19 protein-coding genes and 2 riboswitches are annotated in these 14,837 nt (G+C 31.1%); of the genes, 17 read left to right on the forward strand and 2 right to left on the reverse strand.

The window, feature by feature from the left end:
• Positions 1-14: 14 nt before the first annotated feature.
• On the reverse strand, positions 15-899 hold the full coding sequence (locus AC5SLO_RS02055; RefSeq protein ID WP_494573547.1) for a DMT family transporter: 885 nt from the start codon (positions 897-899) through the stop codon (positions 15-17).
• A 78-nt stretch (positions 900-977) separates the two neighbouring features.
• Between AC5SLO_RS02055 and AC5SLO_RS02060 the strand changes: the two genes are divergently transcribed.
• From AC5SLO_RS02060 to AC5SLO_RS02075, 4 genes are read left to right on the forward strand one after another with little or no spacing between them, the layout of a single operon-like run.
• A complete protein-coding gene (locus AC5SLO_RS02060; RefSeq protein WP_011282201.1) occupies positions 978-1,406 on the forward strand; it encodes a c-type cytochrome in 429 nt (142 codons plus the stop codon).
• 5 nt (positions 1,407-1,411) lie between these two features.
• Positions 1,412-1,849 (forward strand): DUF4396 domain-containing protein, encoded by a 438-nt coding sequence (locus AC5SLO_RS02065; RefSeq protein ID WP_080515804.1) that lies wholly within the window; start codon positions 1,412-1,414, stop codon positions 1,847-1,849.
• Between the two features lie 7 nt (positions 1,850-1,856).
• A complete protein-coding gene (locus AC5SLO_RS02070) occupies positions 1,857-2,039 on the forward strand; it encodes a hypothetical protein (RefSeq protein WP_018414243.1) in 183 nt (60 codons plus the stop codon).
• Positions 2,036-2,200: a hypothetical protein gene (locus tag AC5SLO_RS02075; protein ID WP_006996709.1), complete on the forward strand. Its 165-nt coding sequence runs from the start codon at positions 2,036-2,038 to the stop codon at positions 2,198-2,200. Before AC5SLO_RS02070 ends, AC5SLO_RS02075 begins: the two co-directional genes overlap by 4 nt.
• Positions 2,201-2,307: 107 nt before the next feature.
• On the opposite strand, the gene AC5SLO_RS02080 is transcribed toward AC5SLO_RS02075, so the two are convergent.
• A complete protein-coding gene (locus AC5SLO_RS02080; RefSeq protein ID WP_494573548.1) occupies positions 2,308-3,273 on the reverse strand; it encodes a hypothetical protein in 966 nt (321 codons plus the stop codon).
• Between the two features lie 76 nt (positions 3,274-3,349).
• Here AC5SLO_RS02080 and AC5SLO_RS02085 point away from each other — a divergent pair, with 76 nt between their 5' ends.
• The 13 genes from AC5SLO_RS02085 (at position 3,350) to AC5SLO_RS02145 (ending at position 14,751) form a co-directional block, all read left to right on the forward strand.
• Positions 3,350-4,393 carry an ATP-binding protein gene (locus AC5SLO_RS02085; RefSeq protein WP_020169521.1) on the forward strand — a complete coding sequence of 348 codons (1,044 nt, stop codon included), beginning with the start codon at positions 3,350-3,352 and terminating at the stop codon, positions 4,391-4,393.
• A 115-nt stretch (positions 4,394-4,508) separates the two neighbouring features.
• Positions 4,509-5,525: a substrate-binding domain-containing protein gene (locus AC5SLO_RS02090; protein WP_011282196.1), complete on the forward strand. Its 1,017-nt coding sequence runs from the start codon at positions 4,509-4,511 to the stop codon at positions 5,523-5,525.
• 117 nt (positions 5,526-5,642) lie between these two features.
• The gene (pstC, locus tag AC5SLO_RS02095; protein WP_011282195.1) at positions 5,643-7,043 is read left to right on the forward strand and encodes a phosphate ABC transporter permease subunit PstC; all 1,401 of its coding nucleotides are present in this window, start codon (positions 5,643-5,645) and stop codon (positions 7,041-7,043) included.
• A complete protein-coding gene (gene pstA, locus AC5SLO_RS02100; protein ID WP_494573549.1) occupies positions 7,036-8,295 on the forward strand; it encodes a phosphate ABC transporter permease PstA in 1,260 nt (419 codons plus the stop codon). The genes pstC and pstA overlap by 8 nt, the downstream gene beginning before the upstream one ends.
• On the forward strand, positions 8,295-9,062 hold the full coding sequence (gene pstB / locus AC5SLO_RS02105) for a phosphate ABC transporter ATP-binding protein PstB (RefSeq protein ID WP_020169518.1): 768 nt from the start codon (positions 8,295-8,297) through the stop codon (positions 9,060-9,062). Before pstA ends, pstB begins: the two co-directional genes overlap by 1 nt.
• A 2-nt stretch (positions 9,063-9,064) precedes the next feature.
• Positions 9,065-9,763, forward strand: a complete 699-nt coding sequence (phoU, locus tag AC5SLO_RS02110; RefSeq protein ID WP_011282192.1) for a phosphate signaling complex protein PhoU — start codon at positions 9,065-9,067, stop codon at positions 9,761-9,763.
• Positions 9,763-10,443: a phosphate regulon transcriptional regulator PhoB gene (gene phoB / locus AC5SLO_RS02115; protein ID WP_494573550.1), complete on the forward strand. Its 681-nt coding sequence runs from the start codon at positions 9,763-9,765 to the stop codon at positions 10,441-10,443. Before phoU ends, phoB begins: the two co-directional genes overlap by 1 nt.
• Before the next feature lie 85 nt (positions 10,444-10,528).
• Entirely contained in the window at positions 10,529-10,735 is a 207-nt protein-coding gene (locus AC5SLO_RS02120) for a DUF1737 domain-containing protein (protein ID WP_494573551.1), read from the forward strand.
• A gap of 295 nt (positions 10,736-11,030) precedes the next feature.
• Positions 11,031-11,095: riboswitch (SAM riboswitch) on the forward strand.
• 66 nt (positions 11,096-11,161) lie between these two features.
• Entirely contained in the window at positions 11,162-12,223 is a 1,062-nt protein-coding gene (locus tag AC5SLO_RS02125) for a homocysteine S-methyltransferase family protein (protein WP_494573552.1), read from the forward strand.
• A gap of 3 nt (positions 12,224-12,226) precedes the next feature.
• Positions 12,227-12,291: riboswitch (SAM riboswitch) on the forward strand.
• Between the two features lie 4 nt (positions 12,292-12,295).
• Positions 12,296-12,847, forward strand: coding sequence for an OsmC family protein (locus AC5SLO_RS02130; RefSeq protein WP_494573553.1), 552 nt, complete (start codon positions 12,296-12,298; stop codon positions 12,845-12,847).
• A gap of 118 nt (positions 12,848-12,965) precedes the next feature.
• A complete protein-coding gene (locus AC5SLO_RS02135) occupies positions 12,966-14,309 on the forward strand; it encodes an NAD(P)/FAD-dependent oxidoreductase (RefSeq protein ID WP_494573554.1) in 1,344 nt (447 codons plus the stop codon).
• 25 nt (positions 14,310-14,334) lie between these two features.
• The gene (locus tag AC5SLO_RS02140) at positions 14,335-14,520 is read left to right on the forward strand and encodes a hypothetical protein (protein WP_494573555.1); all 186 of its coding nucleotides are present in this window, start codon (positions 14,335-14,337) and stop codon (positions 14,518-14,520) included.
• Complete coding sequence (locus AC5SLO_RS02145) at positions 14,521-14,751, forward strand: hypothetical protein (RefSeq protein WP_494573556.1); 231 nt, start codon at positions 14,521-14,523, stop codon at positions 14,749-14,751.
• Positions 14,752-14,837 lie beyond the last annotated feature (86 nt).

Below are 14,837 nucleotides of genomic sequence, written 5' to 3' on the forward strand. Positions count from 1 at the left end.
AAAAATCTTAAAAATTATTTTATTGGTTTAATTTTCTGATTAATAACAAGTACTGCACCAATTATTAAAATAGGTAAGCCTATTATTAAATCTTGCTGCCATTCTAAGTTTTCAAATATTGTTGAGATTAATAAAGCAAGTACAGGCATAACAACTCCTACATAACCTGCTCGTCCTGCTCCAACTTTTTCTAATAATCTTAGATAAAAAATAAAAGCAAATATCGAGCCAATTATTGATAGATAAGCAAGGGACGCGATATAACTGAAGCTATATTCAAATAATAATTCAGTACCTTTTATCTGAGTGATTAATAGAGTAACTAATGATCCATAAAGCATTGAATACGCAAGTGTTGGTATTAATGAAAAGTTATTATTTAAGTTTCTCTGATGAATCATATTTCCTGTTGATGCAGAAAATGTACCAAGTAAGGCTAAAAATAATCCAACATGGGTTCCATTAGCAAAGCTGAAATTGAAAATCTCATCATTGAAAATGATTATAATTCCAATCATCCCAATAGTTGCTCCAAGTAAAGTTTTTAAAGAAGGTTTCTTTTTAAAATAAAAGCCTTCTCCTAAAATATTCATAATAACTACCGTTGAAAAGACAACTGCTGGAAATGCGCTTATTAAATAAGTGTTTGATAGATAAAAGAAAACATAGTTTAGTGAGTAGAGACAAACACCAAAGAGTAAAAACCAAAGATGCTGATTTAAAGAAAATTTAAGATTTTTCTTCTTATAAATTAGATAAACAAAAATAACTATTGCAGCTATCAAAAATCTATAAAACACCGATACTAATGGATCAACGTAACCTAATTGAAACTTGATGACATACCAAGTAGGGGACCAGCAAAAAAGTGTGACAATAAATAAGAAAAAATTGTTCATTATTAAGGACTATAATCAATCAATCTTAAAAAAATATAAGATTAATCTAACAATTTTTAATATATAAATTTATAAGTTATGAAAAAAATACTTCTAATTTCAACTCTACTTATATCATTAAGTAGCATTTCTTATTCTGATAATCATTATCCAATCACAAGAGATTCTCAATTAATGATTGCTAGAGGTAAAATTGCCTACCAAAATAATTGTGTAAGCTGTCATCAAGTTAATTTGTCAGGTGCTGAAAATTGGAAGGGTGTTGATGAAGACGGCCATAGAAAAGCGCCGCCTTTAAATGGTACAGGTCACACTTGGCACCATGATGATGAGACATTACATAAAATTATTAAATATGGTTTAGTTGGAATAATTAGTGACTATGAAGGAAAAATGGGTGCCTTTGGAGATAAATTAAATGACAAAGATATAGATTCAGTTTTAGCCTACATTAAAAGTTTTTGGCCAGATGATTATTACAAACATCAAATAAATTTAAGTAAATAAATTAAATGGCAACAGACACATTTCATTGGTCGTGTAAACACACGTGGAGAAAAAGTGCTAAGAATACGATGTGGTGTGTTATCGGCTGTGCAATTGGTGACTTTGGAACCATACTATTTTTTCAATTAAGTAAAATTCCTTTTCCAGTATTGGGCATTATGACTTTAGCAATCATAAATGGTTTATTAACCAGCATTATGCTTGAAACTTTTATTTTAATGAGACAAAATTTTAAATTAATTAATGCTTTAAAGACTGCCTGTGGAATGAGTTTCATCTCAATGGTTAGTATGGAAATTTCTATGAACGCTACAGATTATTTTTTAACTGGTGGAGCGATGCTAACTTGGTGGGTGGTACCTATTATGTTAACTGTGGGATTTTTAACACCCTGGCCTTATAATTATTGGAGACTTAAAAAATTCAATCAAGCCTGTCATTAAATATTAAATGGTTACAACATCTGAAATCATATTAGCAATTATTATTGTTGCCTTATCTGTTGTTATGCCTATTTATTATTATTACCAAAGAAAGAAAAACCCTAAACAAGATAATAAAGCTCAAGATAAACCTGAGATAAAAAATTATATTGATAGAATTAATCAAATTACCCGTAATAAACATAAATGAAGAAACGTTTATCAGGGTGCAGTGAGTGTGGAGATGATACAGCCATCTTAACACAAGTAAGCTCAGGACCAGAGGTGATCTTACTTTGCACAGATTGTTATAACCTGAAACATTCAAACGAAACACAAAACCATATTGGCTATGAAGAAGAAAAAAGCTAAAAAATTAAAGACTAAAAAACCTGCACCTAATTTCTATGGTCTTGGTAAATTTAACTATTTGATCTTTAAGTTTTTGTGCTCAAGGTTTAAGCTTAAATAATTAATACTTAAAACCAATTATTTGGAATTATGATGTAGTGAATTGCAAGTACAATTCCAACTGACACACTTAATCCGAATATCATTTTAAGAAAGTCTTTACCAATTAGTGGAAACACATATTTGAACTTATAGTCTTTATTCATTGATGCGATTGCTAACTCTCTTCCACATAATAGACCAACAAATACCCAAGTTGTTGACATGGGTAAATCATTAAGCTCTTTAAAGTAGTAAAGTACAGCTGCATAAATAATATTGATTATAGTTGCTGATCTTGCATATCTTGTTCCAGTTTTCTCTAAGACAACCTTTTGAATAGCCCCTCCATGAATGTAGAAGATATAAAAAAGTAGTGCTGTAAAGTAACCCAGAACAACTAATAAAAGAGCAACATCTAATTGTCTTGGAAGGTATACAGCAATGTTTGCTACATCATGAGATAACCAAACCCACCATAACCAGCCTGAAGTTATCCAAACAGAGTTACGCCAAAAGGAAATCCATTTGTAATTAACTTCATCTAATTTTTCATTAATAAATTTAGAGATAACGATCCAGCAAATATAAGCAGCAGCTGCAGCAAGACCATAGCCGACAACACTTTTCATAAGCATCTTTTCAAGTACTACTGTTGATGCAAAAGCTGATAAAACTAAGAAGGTTGTTGAAACAGGTATTCCAACTCTTGTTAATACAAGAAGTATTCCTGGTGCCACTGCGTGATACCATTGTATTTCTTGGAAAGGTATTCTTGTTAGTCTGCCGTAAGAGATATCTCCATCATTACTGTACCAGCCCCAAGTAATAGCAAGTATCATTACAAATGATGCTGCACTAGCAAGAGTGTACCATTTAAACCATTTTTGTTTTGACGCGATAAAAGTTCCCAATGTTTGAATTGAGTCATTTGCAATAACACTGTACCCCGCTAAAGCAAAGCCGACGATTGTATAAAACAGTGTAAGAGTCATTAAAACTTTCTATATAATTAATTATTAATTACAAATTTATTTTAAGAGTTATAATACTACCTCTGGTTTTAAAATTATGAGCTCTGATATTAAAATAAAAGATCAAAAAATGATATTTCTTGATGAGATGATGGATCAAGTAATTATCCTTGATAAATTTAAAAATGTTTTTTTTGCAAATAAAAGCGCTGTTGCTAGATTTGGTAATGATATTATTGGTAAAAATATTTCATTAATTTTAAGAGATGCTAATTTATTAGAAAGTATTGATCTTGCAATTCAGGATAAAAGTTCACAAGTTTTAGATGTGGAAATTAAACTTCCTATTTTTCAATTCTATAATGTAAATATTATCCCTGAGTCTTTAAATGAATCTGAAGATGAACATTCTGTAATAATATTTTTAAAAGATTTAACTGAAATATATAAGACACAACAATTTAAATCAGATTTTGTTGCTAATGTTTCTCATGAGTTAAGAACACCCTTACAGTCAATTAAGTTAGGATTAGAGACAATAAATGATGGTCATGCTTCAAATGATTTTGAAATGCAAAAGAAATTTTTACCCATTATGATGCAACAAACGGAGCGTATGGAAAATTTGATTAATGATTTACTTTCATTGTCAAAAATCGAATTACAAGAACATATTAGACCCACCACTGAGTTAGATTTAAAAGAAATAATAACTCACGTGATTAAATTGAATTCAGAGCTTGTTAAGAAAAAAAAGATAAAAATAGAAAACAATATTACAGATGATACTTATAAAATTTCTGGAGATAGAAATAGATTAATAGAAATTTTTACTAATTTAATTGATAATGCTTGCAAGTATAGCGATAGTGATACTGTCATTAAAATTTCCTTGGTTAAGAAAATGGACACTATTTTGTTTTCTATTAAAGACCAAGGGGTTGGAATTCCTAAAAAATATTTATCCCGAATCACTGAGCGTTTTTTCAGAGTAGATCCTGCAAGAAGCAAAGATGCAGGGGGTACTGGTTTAGGTTTGGCTATTGTTAAACATATAGTAAATCAACACCGTGCAACTATGGATATTATCAGTACTGAAGGAAAAGGTACTGAATTTACCATTGAATTTCCAAAAGTATAAAATTTTAGAAGATAATAAAATATTCTTTGTCATAAAAGTTTCATAAACTTGTAATAAAATTGAAACAAAGAAATTTTATAAGAATTAAATATAAATAAACAAAGGAAAAATAAAAATGAAAAATGTTAAAATTATTTTATCAATCTTGACGGTGATGCTATTTGCGTCAAATGTTCAAGCAAGAGATCAAATCCGGATAGTGGGGTCATCAACTGTTTACCCATATGCAACTGTTGTTGCTGAAAATTTTGGTAAAACAGGAAAATTTAAAACGCCCGTAATTGAAAGCACTGGAACGGGTGGGGGTATGAAATTATTTTGTGCTGGTGTTGGCACTGATCACCCAGATATTACTAATGCATCAAGAGCTATAAAATCTAAAGAAAAAGCATTATGTGAAAAAAATGGTGTAACTGAAATTATAGAAATTATTGTAGGAAATGACGGTATTTCTTTAGCTCACGCAGTAGATTCTCCAGATTCAAATTTTACTAAAGAACAACTTTGGAGAGCACTAGCAAATGAAGTAGATGTAGATGGTAAATTGGTTGCTAATCCATATAAACAATGGAGCGACATTGATCCATCACTTCCTTCTAAAAAGATAGAAATTCTTATTGCCCCACCAACATCAGGTACAAGAGATGCATGGAATTCTTTAGTAATGAGCAAAGGTTGTTCTAAAGAGGCAAAAGCACTTTTTGGTGACAAAGCTAGTAGCGAATGTACTAAAATCCGTGAAGACGGTTATGCAGTAGAAGCAGGTGAAAACGATACTCTAATTGTTCAAAAACTAGCATCAAATCCTGACGCATACGGCTTTTTTGGTTATAGCTATTTAGTTGGCAATAAAGACAAGGTGAAAGCTGCAGCTATAGAAGGAGTTAAACCTAGTCTTGAAGGTATTCAAGATTACTCATATCCAATAGCTAGACCTTTATTCTTTTATGTAAAAAAAGCACATATTGGAGTAGTTCCTGGAATTGACGCATTTATTAAAGATTTTACGTCAAAAAAAGCAATGGGACCAAGAGGTTACTTAGCTGAGATCGGTTTAGTACCTTTAGCTAAAGCAAAATATGATGTTGTAAGAACTGCAGCGGTCGAATTAAACACTATTAGCATCAAGTAATTTAAATTCCTCAAACACAATCAAGGCCAGAATAAACTTCTGGCCTTTTTTATTAGTACAATTTGTAGTTTAAAATTGTAACAAATCTGTAACATTAAAACTGTAATACATAAGCTCATGAATATTATAATTTTATTATTAGTTACAATATTTAGCTATCTATCATTTTTATATGGTCGCTCTAGAATTAGAAAAATTACATCAACACAATCTATAAAGATTAACGCTCTACCAAATTATTATGGTTATTATCTAGCTTTATGGTGCGCGTTACCAGCATTAATTATATTATTATTTTGGTCTATATTTGAACCAGCGATTATTAAATATTTGATCTCACAAACTTTAATTCAAAACGATTTAAATTATTCGGGGGACCAACTTAATTTACTTTATCAAAAAATTAGATCACTTTATGAGGGTAATTTTTCAGGAACCTTAACTGAAGAAATTAAAATAGGTGTTAAGAATTATGAAAATTTACAAACAATTGCTCAAAATTCTAAAATTGTTTTATTATTATCAACTTTTATTGCTGCTATCTCATATGGGATTTTTAGAATTTCAAAAAATAATAAAGCAAGACATGATGTTGAAAAAATTTTAACAGGATTACTTTTTGTATGTTCTCTAGTTGCTATATTAACAACAATGGGAATTATTTTCTCTCTTTTATTTGAAAGTTTAAAATTTTTTTCAGCAATTAATATTTTTGATTTTTTGTTTGGAATGAATTGGAGTCCTCAAAGAGCTTTCGTTAGTGATGCCTCAGCAATTACAGCTTTAGAATATGAAAATTTAAAAGGTGCTTTTGGTTCTGTTCCTTTATTTGCTGGTACAGCATTTATAGCTCTGATTGCAATGCTTGTAGCTGTTCCTATTGGATTATTTTCTGGAATTTATATGGCAGAGTACGCAAGTTCTAAAGTTAGAAAATATTCTAAACCAATTATTGAAATCCTGGCTGGAATTCCAACAGTTGTATATGGCTTTTTTGCAGCGCTTACTGTTGGCCCCTTTTTTAGAGAATTAGGTGAAAAGTTAAACTTAGAGGTATCTTCTGAAAGTGCTCTTGCTGCAGGATTGGTAATGGGAGTTATGATTATTCCTTATGTGTCTTCATTATCTGATGACGTGATTAATGCAGTCCCTCAATCTTTAAGAGATGGATCTTATGCAATTGGAGCAACCAAATCAGAAACTATTAAAAATGTTGTAATTCCTGCTGCATTACCAGGGATTGTGGGCTCGGTGTTATTAGCTGTATCAAGAGCCATTGGTGAAACAATGATTGTGGTAATGGCTGCTGGTTTAGCCGCAAATCTAACCATTAATCCACTTGAGTCTACCACTACCATCACCACTCAAATTGTAATGTTATTAATTGGCGATCAGGAGTTCGATAGTCCAAAAACACAATCTGCTTTTGCATTGGGCTTAACACTTTTCTTTGCAACATTAATTTTAAACTACATAGCCTTAAGATTTGTTAAAAAATATAGAGAAAAATATGAATAAAGAGCAACGATTAAAAAAACGACATAATGCTGAAAAAAGATTTAAGCTCTATGGATTAACTTCTATTTTACTAGCAATTTTTTTTGTAATCTTTTTATTAAATGCTATCTTTTCAAAAGGCAGTGGCGCATTTTTAAAAACAACTATAGATGTTGAGGTAAATTTTGATGCTGATACTTTAGAATTAAGTGAATCGCCTACACTCGAAGATTTAGAAAATACAGATTACTATGAACTAGCAATTGATAGTATTCTTAAAGTAAAAAAAGTTAATGGTTTAACCGAAGAAAAGTTATTAATTAATTTATTTAGTCCTGATTATGAATATGAAATAAGAAACTTTTTACTTGATAATCCAAAAGCTTTAAATCAAACCACTGTATTAAAACTAACTGCATCAGATGATTTTGATCAATTGCATAAAGGTAATTACCCTAGAGAACTTCCAGAAGAGCAAAGACGGATTAATAATTTTCAATTAAATCTTTATGACGAATTAGTTAATGAAGGAAAAGTTAATAAAATATTTAACTCATATTTGTTTACTAAAGGAGATTCAAGAAACCCTGAACTTGCAGGAATTGGTGGAGCCTTAGTGGGTTCATTTTTTACCATTGTAATTACTTTATTATTATCTTTTCCAATCGCTATTGCAGCTTCAGTTTATTTAGAGGAATTTGCTCCTAAAAATAAAATTACTGATTTTATAGAAATTAATATAAATAATTTAGCAGCAGTACCTTCCATTGTATTTGGATTATTAGGTTTGGGTATTTTGCTTGGGACCTTTCATCTACCAAGATCAACTCCATTAGTTGCAGGAATTACTTTAGCCTTAATGACTTTACCAAGAATTATTATTCCATGTAGAGCTTCCTTAAAAGCAGTACCTCCTTCAATTAGAGAAGGAGCACTTGCAATTGGCGCATCTAAAGTTCAATCAGTTACGCATCATGTTCTGCCTTTAGCAATTCCAGGCACTTTGTCAGGAACTATTATTGGTTTGGCCCAAGCGCTTGGGGAAACAGCGCCCTTAATATTGATTGGCATGGTTGCTTTTGTGGTCGATATTCCATCTATTCCAACGGATCCATCAGCTTCGTTGCCAGTACAGGTTTATTTATGGTCTGAACAAGCAGAAAGAGGGTTTGTAGAAAAAACATCAGCAACTATTATGGTTCTTTTAAGTTTTTTAATTACATTAAATTTTATAGCAGTTTACTTACGACAAAAATTTGAAAGGAAGTGGTAATGAAAAATAATAAAATAAAAATTAAAAGCAGTAATTTAAATGTGCATTATGGAGAAAAACAAGCACTCTTTGATGTAGATTTGGATATCTATGACAAAGAAGTTACAGCTTTAATCGGTCCTTCTGGATGTGGAAAATCAACCTTCATAAGATGCATAAACAGAATGAATGATGTTATTGATATTTGTAAAGTTGAAGGATCAATTACAATAGATGATGAAGAGATCATTGACAAAAATCTGGATGTTGTAGGGCTTCGAGAGAAAATTGGTATGGTTTTTCAAAAACCCAATCCTTTTCCAAAAAGTATTTATGATAATATTTCTTATGGACCAACCATTCATGGTTTAGCAGAAAATAAAACAGATATGGATGAAATTGTTGAGAATAGTTTAAAAAAAGCAGCTTTATGGAACGAAGTTAAAGACAGGTTAAATGAAGCAGGCACAGGTTTATCTGGAGGTCAGCAGCAAAGATTATGTATTGCAAGAGCCATATCAGTAAATCCTCAAGTTATTTTAATGGATGAACCGTGTTCGGCACTAGACCCTATTGCCACTGCTAAAATTGAAGAATTAATTGATGAACTTAAAAAAAGTTATACAATAGTCATTGTTACTCATTCAATGTCCCAAGCTGTAAGAGTTTCTCAAAGAACTGGCTTTTTCCATTTAGGAAAAATAATTGAAGTGGATACAACAGAAAAAATATTTAAAAACCCTGGAAATAAAATGACCCAGGATTATATTACAGGGAGGTTTGGTTAATCATGTCAGATATTACACATATTGTTAAATCCTACGAGGATGAATTACAAAGTTTAAATGATAACTTAATTAAAATGGGTAGCTTAGTTGAAGCTCAGTTGACAGATTCAATGGAGGCCATCATCAAAGTTGATAAAGAAGCTGCTGAAAACATTATTAAAAATGATGAAAAAATTAATGAGTTAAGAGCAACTATTGAAGAGCAGATTGTAACAGTACTCGTTAAAAGAGCCCCGATGGCAATTGATTTAAGATTAACTATTTCAACTTTAAAAATTTCAAGTGATCTTGAACGTATTGGTGATTTAGCAAAAAGTGTTGCTAAAAAGATCAAACCTTTACCACGCGATCTTCCAGAAGAGTTAATTGCCAGTTTAAAAAGATTAGGGGAGTTAGTTCAAAGACAATTGAAAGATGTTTTGGATGCTTATCTTAACCAGTCAAAAGAAGCTGCTGTTAAAATTTGGAAATCAGATGAGAGAGTAGATGATTTAACACATATCGCAATGAATGAAGTTGCAAATTTCTTAAGCAAAGATAAAAAAAATTTAGATCTAGCAACACACTTATTGTTTGTGACTAAAAATATTGAAAGAGCAGGAGATCATATTACTAATATCGCTGAAGCTTTATTTTATCTAATCGAGGGAGAACATATTGAAGGAGCAAGACCTAAAGGTAAAGATTTTGATCCAAACTAATGAGCGTTAGCATTCATATTGTAGAAGACGAACAACCCATTATCACTTTAGTTAAATATAACCTTGAAAAAGAAGGTTATAAAGTTTCATCATCAGACAATGGCAATGAGGGTATTGAAGATATTAAAAAATTATTTCCAGATCTTATTTTATTAGACTGGATGTTACCTGATTTTTCTGGCGTAGAAATTTGTAAAATTTTAAAAAAAGAAAAAAAATTTAAAGAAATTCCAATCATAATGCTTACTGCTAAGGGTGAGGATGAAGATAAGATTAAAGGGTTAAACTCTGGTGCAGATGATTACGTCACCAAACCATTTAGTTTCCCAGAATTACTTGCAAGAATAAAAGCGCTACTTCGAAGATCTAAGCCCTCATTAGTTTCTGATATTGTTGAATTCGAAGACCTTAAGGTGGATAGATTAACACGACGTGTTTTTAGAAAAAACAAAGAAATTCATTTGGGACCCAAGGAATATGATTTAATCAATTTTTTTATTAAAAACCCTAAACGTGTTTACTCAAGAGATCAAATTCTAGAGAATGTTTGGTCTGATAATATCAATGTTGAAACAAGAACAGTTGATGTTCATATAAGAAGACTTAGACAAAGTATTAATATTGATGGATTTAAAGAATTAATTAGAACCGTAAGATCAGCTGGCTATTCATTAAATTAGTAATGACTGTAGAAGCGTAAAGACTTAAAATAATAATAATAAACTGAACATAGACACATGATTTAGGACTTGTTAAGGTCTGATTATGAAAGGTTATAGATTTATTACAAGTGACGACACTTCAGAATTTTGCCATCGTGTAACGGTGGCCATATCCAACGGATGGAAATTGTATGGTGAACCCAAAATGACTTTTGATAAAAAAAGAGGGGTCATGCGTTGTGCTCAAGCAGTTATAAAAAATTCACCTCAGAAAAAGTATTCCAAAAAGATGAAGCTATCATCGATATAAATGGCAGATCAGATATTACCCTTTGTTTATATGCTAGGGATACTCTTATTAGTACTCCCAGCTTTTCTACAATCTAATTCTAAATTAAAGCAGTTTTTAACTAATCTTAGTATTTGGATTGTCATTATTCTCATAATTTTAACTATTATTTATTTTTTCAATTGACAGTTTGAGAGAAAGTTGATTATATGTGATTGCGCTGAGTTAAGTTAAATTGCAGAGCGCGTTATAAATCCTGCTAAAGCGACGCTTCAACCACCGCTTTAGACAGGTGGTTTTTTTTTATCTTTCATAAAATTAAGCCGGGCAGTTGAACCATATTGTGCGCCCTGCATTTGCTTAAGCACTAAAAAGGAGAAAAGAGGCCTATGAATATAACCTCTGATTATTTTGTGACCTTTTTTCTCCAAAACAAGAGGAAAAAAAATGAGCACAAATAAATTAAAAGAAAGATTAGATAAAGGACCTGTTATATGCGCAGAAGGTTTTTTATTTGAGATAGAAAGACGTGGCTATATGTCATCAGGGGAATTTGTTCCAATGGTGTCATTAGATCATCCTGAAGTTTTAGAAAATTTACATAGAGAATTTCAACACGCAGGATCTGATGTAGTTGAGGCCTTTACTTATAATGGCCATAGAGAAAAAATGCGTGTTATTGGTAAAGAAGAACTTCTTGAACCACTAAATCGTTCAGCATTAAAAATTGCTAAAAAAGTAGCACTAGATACTCCTAAAGGATCAAAACCAAATTTGATGGCAGGTAATATTTCAAATTCAAATATCTGGAAACATAATGATCCACAATCTCAAAAAGAAGTTGAAGGAATGTTTACAGAAATGATTGGTTGGGCCGTTGAAGAAGGTGCTGATATGTTAATTGGTGAAACTTTTTATTATGCTGAAGAAGCTTTTAAAGCTTTAGAGATAATGAAAAAAACAGGTTTACCAACTGTATTAACCATATCTCCAATGGGTGAAAATAAAATGAGAGATGGAAAATCAGTTGTTGATACCTGTAAAGAGCTAGAGCAATTAGGGGCTGATGTTGTTGGTTTAAATTGTTTTAGAGGACCTGCTACCATGTTTCCTTTTTTAAAAGAAATTAGAAAAGCAGTTAAATGTCATGTTGGAGCTTTACCTATTCCTTATAGAACCAGTGAAGATTACCCAACATTTTTTAATCTACCAGATCGAAGTAATTGTCAGTGTCCATCACCTCATGGAAGAACGTTTCCAACAGCATTGGACCCACACTTTTGTAATAGATATGAAATAGGTAAATTTGCAAAAGATGCTTATGCCCTAGGCATTAATTACCTTGGAGTATGTTGTGGAGCAAACCCAATGTTGATTAGGGAAGTTGCTGAATCTATTGGTTTAACTGTTCCAGCAAGTAAATATCGAGAGAACATGGAAAATCATTTTATGTATGGAAAAAATAAAAGAATTCCAAAACATATGACTGAATATGGAGACAAAGCGTAAATAAATTAAGAAGGGCATTTAACTAAATTGTGCGCCTGACATATGTCGAAGCACTAAAACAGGAGAAAAAAAATGAGTAACAATCTAAAAGAAACAATAAGTAATCTACAGAAGGATTTTACAGCCAACCCAAAAAATGCTGTGGTCCAATATGAAAGCAACTCAATTCTTAAAGAAGGACTTCAATCTGTAGTCACTCTTAGAGAGCATAAATTAGTTGTTGATGAACCCAAAAGTTTTGGTGGTAAAGACGAAGGTCCGAGCCCAGTAGAGTTAATATTAGCAGCGTTAGCAACGTGTCAGGAGATAACTTATAAAGCATTTGCTACAGCAGCGGGTATTAATATTGAGAGTGTTAGTGTTAAATTAAAAGGTGAATTAGATCTTCAGGGTTTTTTAGCTTTAAATAAAAACACTAGACCTGGCTTTCAATCCATCTCAGGCACTGTTGATATTAAATCTTCATCACCTAAAGCAGAAATAGATAAATTGATTGATACAGTAAATACACATTGCCCGGTATTAGATATTTTATCAAAAGGAGTTCCTATTAAATTGTTTCAAAAGGTTTCTTCAAGTTCTAATAATAAAGAGCACATAGAGCAAAGAGTAAGTGCTGCTTAACTAATCTAACTCAAGCCCTATGAAAAATAGGGCTTGAGTCTTTTAAGTTCATTTCAAATCCTAAAAAATTAGAAGTTTGACTAGAATTAACTATTAATTGCGTGCTAGGGTCTTGTTAATGAAAAATATTTATCATTCTGATATTTATCAATTTAACACATCAGTTAGTAGTTATTGGGAAGATCATTCAAGCGAAAATTTAAATCTAGATAAACTTAATAAAGATATCAGCTCAGAAATTGTTGTAATAGGTGGAGGGTACACTGGTTTATCCTGTGCAATTAATTTAATAGAAAATCATAATTTAGATGTCATTTTAGTTGAAGCAGGAAAAATAGGTTGGGGGGCTTCATCTCGTAATGCAGGTTTTTGTTGTCTGCCACCAAGTAAGATGTCTTTTAAAAAGATGCAATCTATTTACGGTAATGATGAAACTAAAAAATTCTTTAAAAACTCTGTTGAAGGCTCAAATTATACAAAAGATATTATACAAGAATATAATATTGATTGTGATGTGACGGGGGATAGTAATTACGTTGTAGCCCATCATCCAAATAAGTTTAAAGATATTAAAGAACAAGCTACAGCTTATAGAGAAGAGTTTGGCATTGAAACTGAAATTTTTTCAAAAGAAGACTTTGATAAAATTGGCCATGGGGGCACAGAGCAATTTGGAGCTTTTTCTTATAAACCTGGTTTTGCAATCAATCCTCTTAAGTTTGTTAATGGCATTGCAAAATACGCTTTATCTAAAAAATTAAAAATCTTCGAGCACACTAAAGTTGATAAAATTGATAAAGATAAGGGTGCTTATATTTTAAGGACTAAAGAAGGATCTATTCGTTCAAAAAAAATAGTTGTTGCAACAAACGGGTTCTACCAAGAAGGTTTAATCCCAGAGATGAATTCAAGAATTTTACCAGTAATTTCAAATATTATTGTCACCCAACCCTTAACCGAGCAAGAAATTGACCAACATAATTTTAAAACATTTTCTCCAATAGCTAATACTAAAAATCTTTTATATTATTATCGAAAGTTACCTGACAATCGAATTTTATTTGGCACTAGAGGGGATTTAAGTGGCAGTGATCAATCTAATTTAAATATGTCTAAGAAAATGGAAAAATTTTTAAAAGATATTTTTCCTAAATGGAAAAATATTAATATTGATTACAATTGGCGGGGATTAATTGCTTTATCTCAAAAATTAACTCCCTCCATTGGTAAAATTGATAATGAAGAGATTTATTATGGATTTGGCTATAATGGGGTTGGAGTGAGTGCTGCTCCTTGGACCGGTAAACAACTGTCTAAGTTAGTATTATCAAACAGTAAAGAGTTAGATATTTCAAAAATTTATAAAGGATTACCTAAGAAGTTTATCTTCCCTCAATTAAGAACATTTTACTTTAGATTAGCAGTATGGTTTTATGCAATTAAAGACAGATTTAATATTTAAGAAAATATATGATAAAAATTAATTTATGAATGTATTTATAATTTTATCAGTATTGGTAATTGTTCTAGGAATTATTTTACTAGTTGCATCACCTGCTGCGTTATTTACTTTGAATTGGAAAGAAAAGTCAGGAAAAGACAAATTTCTGATGTTCTTATTTTATGGTATTTTGGTTTATATAATAAATATTATTTTTTGGATTATAAAATAAATGAAAAAACTTTTAGGGATCGTGGTTCTGGGTTTGTTGTTGAGTGGGAATGCATACTCAGAAATGGCCACATGTTTTGCTGGTGAGTGTGAATTTTTTATTGGTATTTGGTATGAATATGCTGAAACTAATTGTATGCAATCTTTAATGATGGAAGAAGTAGATCAAGGTCCTTTAGGTTTTACAATAGTTGAAACAGGCGAATACTGTATGGTTTTTAATGAAAGATAAAAGATGAAAAAATTTTCTTTCATAGCTAAAGATAGAGGTTGCTACTAAAAATATAGACGGTACATGAAGTTAACAGAGACAACTGT

It is taken from the genome of Candidatus Pelagibacter sp. PS_44 (assembly GCF_059417735.1).